The 12,465-nt window shown below is 31.7% G+C and carries 12 protein-coding genes; 2 read left to right on the top strand and 10 right to left on the bottom strand.

Annotated elements, in window-relative coordinates:
* Positions 1–71: 71 nt before the first annotated feature.
* The 3 genes from rpmF to RWQ73_RS03455 all read right to left on the bottom strand — a co-directional run bounded on the left by rpmF (position 72) and on the right by RWQ73_RS03455 (position 1,777).
* Entirely contained in the window at positions 72–248 is a 177-nt protein-coding gene (gene rpmF, locus RWQ73_RS03465) for a 50S ribosomal protein L32 (RefSeq protein ID WP_003147267.1), read from the bottom strand.
* Positions 249–280: 32 nt separating this feature from the next.
* Positions 281–787, bottom strand: coding sequence for a YceD family protein (locus RWQ73_RS03460; RefSeq protein WP_314406713.1), 507 nt, complete (start codon positions 785–787; stop codon positions 281–283).
* An 87-nt stretch (positions 788–874) separates the two neighbouring features.
* Positions 875–1,777 (bottom strand): 1,4-dihydroxy-2-naphthoate polyprenyltransferase, encoded by a 903-nt coding sequence (locus RWQ73_RS03455; protein WP_314406712.1) that lies wholly within the window; start codon positions 1,775–1,777, stop codon positions 875–877.
* 161 nt (positions 1,778–1,938) lie between these two features.
* Here RWQ73_RS03455 and RWQ73_RS03450 point away from each other — a divergent pair, with 161 nt between their 5' ends.
* Positions 1,939–2,802 (top strand): NAD(P)-dependent oxidoreductase, encoded by an 864-nt coding sequence (locus tag RWQ73_RS03450; RefSeq protein WP_314406711.1) that lies wholly within the window; start codon positions 1,939–1,941, stop codon positions 2,800–2,802.
* Between the two features lie 29 nt (positions 2,803–2,831).
* Here RWQ73_RS03450 and RWQ73_RS03445 read toward each other — a convergent pair whose 3' ends face one another.
* The 7 genes from RWQ73_RS03445 to hrcA all read right to left on the bottom strand — a co-directional run bounded on the left by RWQ73_RS03445 (position 2,832) and on the right by hrcA (position 10,966).
* Positions 2,832–3,689 (bottom strand): LD-carboxypeptidase, encoded by an 858-nt coding sequence (locus RWQ73_RS03445; protein WP_314406710.1) that lies wholly within the window; start codon positions 3,687–3,689, stop codon positions 2,832–2,834.
* A gap of 1 nt (position 3,690) precedes the next feature.
* Positions 3,691–4,749 (bottom strand): hypothetical protein, encoded by a 1,059-nt coding sequence (locus RWQ73_RS03440; RefSeq protein ID WP_314406709.1) that lies wholly within the window; start codon positions 4,747–4,749, stop codon positions 3,691–3,693.
* Positions 4,750–4,766: 17 nt separating this feature from the next.
* Complete coding sequence (locus tag RWQ73_RS03435; protein ID WP_314406708.1) at positions 4,767–5,714, bottom strand: HD domain-containing protein; 948 nt, start codon at positions 5,712–5,714, stop codon at positions 4,767–4,769.
* Between the two features lie 281 nt (positions 5,715–5,995).
* Complete coding sequence (gene dnaJ, locus RWQ73_RS03430) at positions 5,996–7,147, bottom strand: molecular chaperone DnaJ (protein ID WP_314406707.1); 1,152 nt, start codon at positions 7,145–7,147, stop codon at positions 5,996–5,998.
* Positions 7,148–7,219: 72 nt separating this feature from the next.
* Entirely contained in the window at positions 7,220–9,043 is a 1,824-nt protein-coding gene (gene dnaK / locus RWQ73_RS03425; protein WP_314406706.1) for a molecular chaperone DnaK, read from the bottom strand.
* A 359-nt stretch (positions 9,044–9,402) separates the two neighbouring features.
* Positions 9,403–9,939, bottom strand: a complete 537-nt coding sequence (gene grpE / locus RWQ73_RS03420; RefSeq protein WP_314406705.1) for a nucleotide exchange factor GrpE — start codon at positions 9,937–9,939, stop codon at positions 9,403–9,405.
* 13 nt (positions 9,940–9,952) lie between these two features.
* A complete protein-coding gene (gene hrcA, locus RWQ73_RS03415) occupies positions 9,953–10,966 on the bottom strand; it encodes a heat-inducible transcriptional repressor HrcA (protein WP_314406704.1) in 1,014 nt (337 codons plus the stop codon).
* 265 nt (positions 10,967–11,231) lie between these two features.
* Between hrcA and prfB the strand changes: the two genes are divergently transcribed.
* Positions 11,232–12,350, top strand: coding sequence for a peptide chain release factor 2 (gene prfB, locus RWQ73_RS03410; RefSeq protein ID WP_314406703.1), 1,119 nt, complete (start codon positions 11,232–11,234; stop codon positions 12,348–12,350).
* The last annotated feature ends 115 nt before the right edge of the window (positions 12,351–12,465 follow it).

Below are 12,465 nucleotides of genomic sequence, written 5' to 3'. Positions count from 1 at the left end.
TTCATTTTCTACCTTAATTTTAAACATAAAAAACCCTAAGGACACCTCCTTAGGGTTTGGTAATATTTAAATTATTTAACGTCTAGAACTTGTCTACCTTTGTACATACCAGTTTTTCTATCAACACGGTGACCCATTACGTAGTTACCAGTTGTTGCATCGATAGTAATTGATGGTGCAGATAGTTTTTTGTGAGTTCTTCTTTTTCTTTTAGCTGTTTTTGATGTTCTTCTAAAAGGAACTGCCATAGTTAATTTCCTCCAATTATTTTAAATAATTCTTATTGTTCTTTAAATAGTCCGTTAAGAGCTGCAAATGGTGATTCTTTCTTTTCTTTAACATCAGTTAAAGACTCTTCAGAAACTAATTCCCAGTCATTACCAGAAACCATCTCTAGCTCTTCTTCATCAGAAGTAGTTATTGGAATATTTAAAATTATAAGCTCATTCACTAAAGGTGTTAAATCAATATACATATCCATTAAATTAACGTCGAATACCTCTTCACCTGCAAATACAGATTTATCAATATATTCTTCTTTCTCTTCGATTTCAAATGGAACAACGACTTCTTTTAGTGTTTTTCCTGAAATCATTTCGAAGTTACCTTTAATTAATAGATCGGCATAGATTTTATCTTGTCCACCTCGAGTCAATTTCCCACTAACAACAACGTCTCTAATATCTTTTAGAGAGCTGTCATAGTGTGCTACGTTAACATTTATATTTTCTTCAAAAACAAAAGTATCACTATTATTTTTGAATAACGAAGATCTTAACCATTTCATTAAATATCACCTCATAAACACATTATTTATTATATATCTTTTAGTTTAAGATGTCAACAAAAAAAGTTGACTCTTTTATTATTTTTTTTAATTCATTATATATTTCAATATATTTGCTAACGACATTATGAATCCTACAAAAATCGTTAACTTAGCTGTCAGTACCATATACGGTGCCATTGTTTTTTTATGATTATTCAAACTAAAACCTTTAATTATTTTTATCGCCAAAGGAATAGTAACAAACACCAGTAGATTCCACCAAGAAACATATTTAGTAACTATAAATAATATATTTAATAAATATACTATGATGAAGCTGCCTGCCATTGTTTTAATTGCATTATTTCTTCCGACTAATATTGCATATGTTCTTCTCCCTGATTCTTTATCATTATCTAAATCACGGATATTATTCGCTAATAAAATAGCTCCTATCATGATAAATAAAGGTAATGAAACTATAATAATATCAGCATTAACATAACCAGTTTGGAAATAGAATGATAATGCAATTATTATTGTTCCCATGAAAAATCCAGAGACAACTTCTCCAAATGGAGAATAAGCTATGGGATACTTTCCTCCAGTATAGAAATATCCAGCAAGCATACACACTAGACCAACGACTAGTACATAAATACTAGTCATAAAAGTTAATATTAACCCCAGTACAAATGCTAGTGCATATAATACTAAGGCTCCTACCATAACCTCTTTTGGACTTAAATTCCCCTTGACTATCGAACCAGAAATACCTTCGGAATCAACCTTATCCAATCCATGCTTATAATCATAGTATTCATTAAATAAGTTGGTTGCCGCTTGAATCAACAAACAAGCCAGTAAAAACAATATAAATTTTAAAATCGAAAACTTAATCTCATATTCTAAAGCATAAGTAGCGCCGAATAAAACCGGTGCTATTGATGCTGGGTAACTATGTGGTCTTGTACACATAAAAAACTCTTTTAATTTACTTTTATTCACAATATCCTCCTAGTTATCTTCTTACCTTGAATATTATACCATATTTTTAATTGCTATGATATTAAATTTCTTTCCTTCCATCTACAATCATTTATCATAACGTTTTCATTGATTTATGATATAATTAAAGAACATAAAACTATTTATTGGAGGCATTTCCTATGAAAATTGCATGGATTGGAACTGGAGTTATGGGAGAAAGTATGGCTGGTCACCTTATGGATGCCGGTCATGAACTTTTCGTCTATAACAGAACAAAGAGTAAAACTGACAACTTAGTAAAACGTGGAGCAACACTTCTTAACGAAGTAAAAGACGCACCTAAATTTGCTGATGTTGTATTTACAATAGTAGGTTATCCTAAAGATGTTGAGGAAGTTTATTTAGGTGAAAATGGACTTATCACAACAGCTAAAAAAGGCCAAGTATTTGTAGATATGACGACTTCTTCTCCTACTCTAGCTGAAAAAATCAGCAACGAATTCCTAAAAGTTGGAGCATATGCATTCGACCTTCCAGTTACAGGTGGCGATGTTGGAGCGAGAAATGCTACTCTATCAATCATGGCAGGTGGAGATAAGAAAGTATTTGAAGAAGTTGTTCTTCCACTAGTTGAAAAACTTGGTAAAAATATTACATATTTCGGTGAAGCTGGTAAAGGGCAATATGCTAAACTTGCTAACCAAATTGCTATAGCTACTACTATGATTTCTGTTGCTGAAAGCTTTAAATTCGCTAAAGAAGTTGGTTTAGACTTAGACTCGTTCTTCAAAACAGTATCAACAGGTTCTGGTGGAAGCTTCTCGATGACTTCATATGGGCCACGTATCCTAAACGGAGACTTCAAACCAGGATTCTTCATTCACCACTTTATTAAAGATATGAAATTAACTTTAGAGGAATGTGAAAAAATGAACATCAATCTTCCTGGACTTGAAACAGCATATAAAATTTACAACGAGTTAGAAGAAGAAGTTCGCAATACAAACGGAACTCAAGCAATTTCTAAATGGTATAAACTATAATTAATAGAAAAACTTTCAGAGTAATTTATCTACTCTGAAAGTTTTTTTATATTTATTCTACCACCTATAGTAATCATTTTAGAATTTATATCATGCCCTACTTCACTTGTCTTAGCTACTGGTAAATCTTTATCTATAAAATCTTTGACTATACTATAAATATCATTTTTATTATATATTTTTTCGATATTAGTAAAAGTTCCAAGTAATAAACCTGAAATTTTATCAAAAACACCCATTTGTTTTAATTGAATTAGATGAGTAATTAATGATTCTACTGTTGTACCTAGTCCTTCTAAAAATAATATTCTATTTTCTAAATCTGGAAAATACTGAGTGCCTGCTAGTTTAAGAAAACACCTAATATTTCCACCTGCAACTATCCCACTAATTTCTTCACCTTGAAAAAAATTCCATGATATATTTGTTAAATCTGGTTCATTATACATCACTGTTTTCTTAAAACTATCTCTTATATTTTCATTTCCAATAATATTCAATACTTGGTATAAATATGTAGATTCTCCTGTTTTAATCGTTATTGCATTTAATACTACACTTAAATCACTATATCCAAAAAATGGTTTAATATTCTTTTTAATAATATCATAGTCTAGATAATCTAATATTTCATTAGAAAGATCTCCACCAGAAATATCAAAAATTGCCTTTATACTTTTATCACTAAAAAAATTCATTAGCTCTTCACTACGTATTTCTGCACTAGCACTTCTTCCAAATTTATCTTTATATAAATAGTTACTATAAACAGGAACTAAGCCTAGACTTTTTAATATCTCTTCTAATTTATCTAATTTAACTTTATCTTCCCTAGCTTTGCCATTAGAACAAACTACTAAAGCTACTTTATTATTTATCTCTAACATATTAGTTTAGTTCTATACTCTCTATGTAGTATTTAGAGCGAGATTCTCCACCCTTATATTGCTTGTCGTTTAATCGCAGTATATATTTACCTGCAACACTATTTGAAGATGAATTTTTAATTGGAACTATTAATCTATCCCCTTCAGTAGTCCAACTACTTTCATCAGTTGGAGTAAATTGAGTTGCACCACCAATTCCTCCCATTCCTGTTATATAAACTTTATCTTTTTTAAAGAATACTGTCTCTCCTAACACAAGAGAATTATTATACTTATCTTCATTACCTGAATAACTATCATCTACTTCTCTATATTTTATATTTTTCAGTGATGGTACATCTTTATAAACATCTTCTGCACTGTATGTATCCTTGTAAGCTGTATTATAAACATCCGTTAATTCAGCCAATGACATTTTAGTTACATGATAATCCTTACCACTGACAGTGACATTTTTATCTATATCAACTAAATAACCAAATAATACTACTGGCCCTAACTTTCTTCCTCCATGAGTTACAAAGAAATATTTTCTAAGAATTTCTTTTGCTGCAGATTTATTATGGTCAGTATTTTTTAGATTTAAATCAGTCCATTTTAATTTACTAGAATCTATTTTTGATGAAATTTTTTTAAGATCTTCACTGATAGGTGTTAATTTCCCATCTTTTACATCATATGCGCCAATTAGTTCATTTTTTCCTACAATCTTATTGTTTGAAATATGTCCACCTTGTCTTAGGTAGATTTTAGTACCTCCATTGCTGCTATCTACTGAATAACTAACCGTTGGGGCAAAGTTTTTCAACTCAGCTATAGTTTCTTGAGATAAATTCAATTCAGATTTTAATGAATCTAAATCTGTAATAGTACGTATTTTCTCTACAACTACTGTAGTTTCCTTATCTAAATTTTTTCCATCTACACTCCCTAAGTTCGCACTATTATTTGTAGATGAACCATCTTGCATTTCTTCATATTTAATAATTCCAAATACACATACTACAGCAGCAATAAATATTGCAACAAAACCTAATATATATTTCATACCTTTATTCATAACTTTTTCTCTTTTCCTTAATTATTTTCCTTATCAAACGTTGGAACATAGAAGTGTCTACCTTCTAGACCGAATAGTTTTTCACTAAATGTTCCAGGTTCAACATTCGCTAAATTTTTATCAAACATCATCATACGTGCATCAATATTATCTATAAAATGAATAATTTCCGCTTCTTTAATCATCGGTAATTTAGGAGAACCAAATTCATATTTACCATGATGAGCAAGTATAATATGTCTTAATAAAGTAATTTCTTCTGCTTCAATTCCTAGCTTATCGGCCATTCTTGCTACTTCGTCACTCATAATAACAATATGGCCTAAAAGTTCTCCCTCTAATGTATAAGAGGTTCCTACAGGTCCACTAAGTTCTACAGTTTTTCCTAAATCATGCAAAATGATTCCGCTATATAATAAATCTTTATTTAGTGATGGATAGATTCCCACTAACGCCTTTGCTATCTTCAACATAGTTGTCGTGTGATAAATTAATCCTGAATAAAAATCATGATGCATTGATTTAGCTGCAGGATAACTAATAAATTGCTTTTTATATTTATTTAACAATTCAATTGTTACAGTTCGTAAATTTTCGTTACTTATTTCTTTTAGGAAATAATTTAATTCATTAATCATTATATCTTTTGGTACTGGGGCAGTTTGAATATAATCTTGTATATCAATATTATCACTATCCAAAGCCATTCGATAGTTTTTTATCTTTAATTGAAGCTTCCCACGATAGTCTAAAACAGTTCCCTCAACATAAATCATCTTACCAGATTTTAAATTTTCACTGTCTTCTTCTTTAACTTCCCAGATTTTACCATCAATACTTCCTGACTTATCTTTTAGATAAAGTGTTAAATATGGTTTACCACTAGTAGCAATTCCACGAACTACATTATCCAATAATAAAAACATATTAATTTCTTGATCTGTTTTAAAATCACTTATGAACATTTCTCCACTCCTTCTTTCTAGTTTTTATGTCTTCCATATTATATTTTACTTTGGATTACAAAAAAATTCAAATAAATATGGTAAATTACTTAACTAAATAACAAAAAAAGGAGCGACTTGACAAAATCGATTTTTTGTCTAATCACTCCCACAAAGTTTATTAGATATCTAAAAAATTTTAATTAAACTAATTTAGGTTTCTAAGAAACCGATACGTTCATGAGTTTAAATATAAAATTTCTTAAATTTAGTACTTTTGGGTCAGCCCTAATTTCTCTTTATTAATCAAATAGATCTTTTGCTTTTCTACTTACTTTATCTAAAAAACTCTCATCTTCTTCAACTTTTTCATTATTTAATTTAGCAAGTTCAAGATATAATTCACGTTCTCTAGTTGATAAGTTTTTAGGAATTTCTATAGATACCACTATATAGTGATCTCCTTGACCATATCCCATTACACTCTTAACACCTTTACCTGCAAGTCGGAATTTACGTCCATGTTGTGTTCCTGCTGGAACGTTTAATTCAATCTCACCTGTTAATGTACGCACATCAAGTTTTGTGCCTAACGCTGCCTGTGCTGGAGAAAGTTTTAATTCAGTATAAATATCATCATCTTCTCTATGGAAGTATGAATCTTCAGCAACGATTACTTCTATGAATAAATCACCTGCTGGACCACCATTTTCACCTGCTCCACCTTTACCACGAAGACGAACACGTTGACCTGAACTAATTCCTTCTGGAATCTCTACTTCATATTCTACTTCACGATTATTGTATCCTTTACCGAAACAGTGAGCACATTTATCTTTGATAATTTTTCCACGTCCTTGACACTCTGAACATGTACGCTGACTCTGCATACGTCCAAATGGAGTATCTTGAATTACCGCTTCTTGTCCACTACCATTACATCTGTGACAAGTATTTACAGATGAAGAATCTTTCGCTCCACTTCCATGGCAATGATCACATTCTACATCTTTTCGGATTTTAATAGTTTTTTTCGTACCGAATACGGCATCTTCAAAACTTATACGAATACGGTGTAATAAGTCTTCTCCTTGACGTGGCGCATTTGGATTACGACGTGATCCACCACCTCCAAAGAAACTTGAGAAAATATCTCCAAGGTCATCAAAACCACCTGAGAATCCAGAGAAACCTCCACCGAAACCGCCAAACCCACCTTGACCTGCTCCACCTTCAAATGCTGCATGACCAAATTGATCATATTGAGCTTTTTTAGTATCGTCACTTAGCACTTCGTAAGCTTCTGTAATTTCTTTAAATTTATCTTCAGCTCCTGGCTCTTTGTTGATATCTGGGTGATATTGTTTTGATAATTTACGATATGCTTTTTTTATTTCAGCTGCACTGGCACTTTTACTAACGCCAAGTACCTCATAATAATCTCTTTTAGCCATCTTAATCTCTCCTATAATTATTTAACGAAGGGCTAGCGCTTAACGCTACCAGCCCTTCAACTTTTTATTTAATTATTTTTTCTCAGTGAAGTCTGCATCGATTGTATCATCATCATTCTTAGATGAAGTTGCTCCAGCATCTGCACCTTGAGCTCCAGCTGCTGCATTAGCTTGCTCGTAAAGTTTCATAGTCATTTCTTGAACAGCTTTGTTCAATTCGTCTTTAGCTGCTTTAATTTCTTCTAAGTTATTATTTTTAATAGCTTCTTTTAATGTATCATTTTTAGCTTTAATGTTATCTAATAAGCTTTGGTCTACTTTATCTTTAGCTTCTTCTAATGCTTTGTCTGCTTGGAATGAAAGTTGGTCAGCTTCGTTACGTACATCTGCTTCTTCTTTACGTTTAGCGTCTGCTTCTGCATTAGCTTCTGCTTCTTTAACCATTCTATCGATATCAGCATCAGTTAATGAGCTACTTGATTCAATAGTAATTTTTTGTTGTTTTTGAGTTCCAAGGTCTTTAGCCGTAACATTTACAATACCGTTTTTGTCGATATCGAATGTAACTTCGATTTGAGGTACTCCACGTGGTGCTGGTGGTATATCTGAAAGTTGGAATCTTCCAAGAGTTTTGTTATCAGATGCCATTGGACGTTCACCTTGTAATACATGGATATCTACTGCTGGTTGGTTATCTGCAGCTGTAGAGAATACTTGTGATTTAGATGTTGGGATTGTAGTATTTCTTGGAATTAATACTGTCATAACTGATCCCATTGTTTCAATACCTAGTGATAATGGAGTTACGTCTAGTAAGACGATGTCTTTAACATCTCCTGTAATTACTCCACCTTGGATAGCAGCACCCATAGCAACTACTTCGTCAGGGTTTACTCCTTTATGAGGTTCTTTACCCATTTCTTTTTTAACAGCTTCTTGAACTGCTGGAATACGAGTTGATCCACCAACTAAGATTACTTGATCGATTTCACTTGGAGTTAATCCTGCATCTTTAAGTGCTTGGCGAGTTGGTACTAATGTTCTTTCTACTAAGCTGTGAGTAAGCTCATCAAATTTAGCACGAGTTAATGTGTTTTCTAAGTGAACTGGTCCATTAGCTCCAGCTGAGATGAATGGTAATGAAATTTGTGTTGAAGTTACACCAGATAAGTCTTTTTTAGCTTTTTCTGCTGCATCTTTAAGACGTTGCATTGCCATTTTGTCTTGTGATAAGTCGATAGCTTGTTCTTTTTTGAATTCATCTACAAGGTAGTCAATAATAGCTTGGTCAAAGTCATCTCCACCTAGTAAGTTATCTCCAGATGTTGCTAATACTTCGAATACTCCATCTCCTAGTTCTAAGATAGATACGTCGAATGTACCACCACCAAGGTCAAATACTAATACCTTTTGATCTACGTCTGTTTTTTCTAATCCATATGCTAATGCCGCTGCAGTAGGTTCGTTAATAATACGTTCTACTTCTAATCCAGCAATTTTACCAGCGTCTTTAGTTGCTTGACGTTGAGCGTCGTTGAAGTATGCTGGTACTGTGATAACAGCTTTAGTTACTTTTTCACCTAAGTATGCTTCAGCAGTTGCTTTTAAGTTTTGTAAAATCATTGCTGAAATTTCTTGTGGTGAGTATTTTTTACCATTTACTTCTTCTTTATAATCTGTACCCATATGACGTTTGATAGAAATTACTGTGTTAGGGTTTGTAATTGCTTGACGTTTTGCTACTTCTCCTACTTGAATTTCTTCACCTTTAAATGCTACTACAGAAGGAGTAGTTCTGTTACCTTCTGGGTTAGGGATTACTTTAGCTTCCCCACCTTCTAATACTGATACACATGAGTTTGTTGTTCCTAAGTCTATACCTATAATTTTTGACATTTTTTTGTCCTCCTTAAATTTATAATAACTATATTTGCAAATTTATTTGTTAAAATGATTTTCACTCTAACAAAGTCTAATATTACTTTTTTAAATGCTTTTCAGCTTTACACTGAAAATACTCTACGCAGTGGCTACATACCAATCATTTCGTCACTTTGTTCCTCATTCTTGGTGTAGCTGTGCGATTCTTACTCCTAACTTTTTTCTTCACCTTCTAGGTTCGAAAAAACTAAGGCTCAGTCGATACTTTCAAATCATTTCGTCTCTTCGTTCCTTATTCTTTGAGTATCTTTGAGAAGCTTCCTCGTAACCATTTCTTCGTATTTACAATACTTGAAATGCTAACGATGTAGCCTTTAAGAATTGACTTTAACCATTGCTGGTCTGATTACTCTATCTTTTAGTTTATAACCTTTTTGGAATGTATCTAAGATTACTCCGCTTTCTTTGTCGCTTTCTTCTCCTTGCATTACTGCGTGGTGGAAGTTTGGATCGAACTGAGCATTTTCAGTTTCTACTAGTTCTACACCTTCTGATTTAAGTACAGCTTGTAATCCTTCGTATACCATTTGTACACCTTTTAAAATTGTTTGTACTTCTTCATTAGTTGATTCAACTTGTAAAGCACGTTCAAGGTTGTCTAAACTTGGTAAAATTTCTGTTATAACTTTTTGACTCTTATAAGTATTTATAGTGTCAATTTCTTGATTTTTACGTCGTTTAAAGTTTTCAAACTCTGCATAAAGGCGTAAATACTTGTCTTCTGAAGCTTTTACTTCTTCTTGCAGTTTTTCAATTTGTTCTTGTAATAACTCTTCTGCAGTTTTCTCTACTACTTCCTCTGAATCTGTCGTTTCTTCTTGTAGAGTTTCTTTTTGTTCTTCAGTAGCCATCTCTACCTCCTAATTATTTTAAATTATTATTTAAATTATCACGAACACAAGCTATAAGTGTCATGATTTTTGAATAGTCCATTCTCTTTGGTCCAAATACGGCTATTACACCTTGACCATTAGATGTATTATAACTACTAGACACTAATGAAAGATCATCTATATTTCCAAGTTTAAGCTCAGTTCCTATTTTAATAGATGGTTTGTCTGTTACTTCATTATTATCTAGAAGTTCGACTATCTTATCATCTTCTAAGAGCGATACTACTTCTTTTAATTTTTCTACATTATCTATATCGGGTTGTTTAAGTAAATTGTACTTACCCCCTAATGCTACAGTCTTTTTAATTTTATTTTGCAACAATCTATTTAAAGCTACTACTATCATATCGTAATTATTAACTTTATTCTTTAGATATTTTTCTAACTCACCATGAATTATTACATGAGCTGTTGCCATATCCACATCATAGAAATAACTTTGAAGAAGTTTATTAATCTCCACTATATCCTCTGCAGTGAAATCAGCATCAAGTTTATAGTTTTGTTGGAATACTTCTCCTATGTTTGTTACTAATATAACGAGAATACTACGACTACTTAGAAGAATAACTTCTATTTTATTAATTCGCCTATCCGTTTTTGTCGGGGCTAATATTACTGCTGTACAATCAGTTAAGTCTGATAGTACTATAGCATTTTTTTCTAAGAAGTTATTTTCTGAAACTATATCACCACTAACGAGCTGTTTAAGTTTTTCATTCTCACTATTCGATAGTTCATAATCTTTTTTTATATAATCTACATAATAGCGATAACCCTTTTCTGAAGGTACTCTACCTGATGATATATGCGTCTTTTTAATCAAACCTTCTTTTTCTAATTTACTCATGTCATTTCTTATCGTTGCTGAACTGAAATCAATATTTTGAGCAATTTGTTTAGAACCAACAGGTTGATTAGTCGTAATAAAATTTTCGACTATAGATTGAAGAATGAGTACTTGTCTATCTATTAACATCGTCATCACCTATTCTCCAATTTTGTAATTTAGCACTCTGAGAGTTCGACTGCTAATTACATATATAATAATATCATTAAGGTCAAAGTAAGTCAATACTTTTTTAAAAATTTTTTGACTTTTTTTGACCTTTATTTTATATTCTAGGTTTTAATAGTATTATTACTCTATTTTATTAGTTTAATATATTTCGTACTCTATTCTAACCTTGTATCTTGAGTAAAATTCTTGTATAATAAATAAGCGAAAGAAGTTAATAGAGGTAAAAAATTTGGAACTTATTGAACTTAGAAAAGAACTCGAAGAAATTAACAAAAGAATAACTGAATTTAAAACTTCATTAAAGATAGAAGATAAAACTGAACGTGTTGCTGAAATTGAAAATATGATGCTAGAGGCCGATTTTTGGAATGATAGCGAAGCAGCCAGCCTATTAGTTACAGAATCAAAAAATATAAAAAAAGAACTTGATGAATTTAGTGAAATGATAGACTATTTAGAACACTCTGAAGAGATGGTTGAATTTCTAAAAGATGAAGACGATGAAGAAATATATCAAGACTTACTAGAAACAGTAGTGAGTCTTAAATCAAGTGTTGAAGATTTTAGTTTTAGATTGTTATTCTCTGAAGAATATGATAATAATAATGCTATTTTAGAAATACATGCTGGGGCTGGTGGTACCGATGCTACAGACTGGTCAGAGCTAATGCTTCGTATGTATGAAAGATTCTTCACAAAACAAGGATTAAAGTACAGCTACTTAAATTACCAATCTGGTGATATTACAGGTGTCAAGTCTGCGACAATAAAAATCGAAGGTAACTTTGCTTATGGATTATTAAAAGGAGAAAAAGGAGTACACCGTGTTGTTCGTATCTCACCTTTTGATCCTTCAGGAAAAAGACATACATCCTTTGCTTCAATTGATGTAATACCAGAATTTAACGAAGATGAAATTAATATAGAAATAAATAATGAAGATTTAAAAATAGACACTTATCGTGCTCAAGGGGCAGGTGGACAACATATTAATACTACTGATTCAGCAGTTCGTATTACGCACCTACCAACTGGTATTGTTGTACAATCACAAGCTGAACGTAGCCAAATAAAAAATAAAGATGCAGCAATAAAAAACTTGAAATCTAAACTTTATCAACTTGAAATAGAAGAAAAAGAAAGAGAACTAGCCACTATTCGCGGGGAACAAAAAGATATTGGTTGGGGATCACAAATTCGTTCGTATGTATTTACTCCATATACAATGGTCAAAGACCATAGAACAAACTATGAAGTCTCTACAGTAGATAAAGTAATGGATGGTGAGATAATCGATTTTATCGATGCTTATCTGCATTTCAATATGAAAGAAAAAGAAGTATTATAACTAAATACACGCAAGACACTAATCTGTCTTACGTGTATTTTTTTCTATATTAAATTATAATTTTTCGTATTCAGCTGGTACATCAAATGGATTTTCTTTATTAATATGATCGTAG

Origin of the sequence: uncultured Gemella sp. (assembly GCF_963525875.1) — a bacterium.
In the GTDB taxonomy this organism is placed as follows: Bacteria; Bacillota; Bacilli; order Staphylococcales; family Gemellaceae; genus Gemella.
Note: the sequence above shows the minus strand (reverse complement) of the source record. Positions and strands in the feature narration are given on the sequence as shown.

Coding starts and splice junctions, on each gene's coding strand:
- RWQ73_RS03445 (WP_314406710.1), bottom strand. CDS start 3,689: ATGTTAGAGATAAATAATAAAGTAGCTTTAGTAGTTTGTTCTAATGGC.
- dnaJ (WP_314406707.1), bottom strand. CDS start 7,147: ATGGCTAAAAGAGATTATTATGAGGTACTTGGCGTTAGTAAAAGTGCC.
- RWQ73_RS03440 (WP_314406709.1), bottom strand. CDS start 4,749: ATGAATAAAGGTATGAAATATATATTAGGTTTTGTTGCAATATTTATT.
- hrcA (WP_314406704.1), bottom strand. CDS start 10,966: ATGACGATGTTAATAGATAGACAAGTACTCATTCTTCAATCTATAGTC.
- grpE (WP_314406705.1), bottom strand. CDS start 9,939: ATGGCTACTGAAGAACAAAAAGAAACTCTACAAGAAGAAACGACAGAT.
- RWQ73_RS03450 (WP_314406711.1), top strand. CDS start 1,939: ATGAAAATTGCATGGATTGGAACTGGAGTTATGGGAGAAAGTATGGCT.
- RWQ73_RS03460 (WP_314406713.1), bottom strand. CDS start 787: ATGAAATGGTTAAGATCTTCGTTATTCAAAAATAATAGTGATACTTTT.
- RWQ73_RS03435 (WP_314406708.1), bottom strand. CDS start 5,714: ATGTTCATAAGTGATTTTAAAACAGATCAAGAAATTAATATGTTTTTA.
- dnaK (WP_314406706.1), bottom strand. CDS start 9,043: ATGTCAAAAATTATAGGTATAGACTTAGGAACAACAAACTCATGTGTA.
- rpmF (WP_003147267.1), bottom strand. CDS start 248: ATGGCAGTTCCTTTTAGAAGAACATCAAAAACAGCTAAAAGAAAAAGA.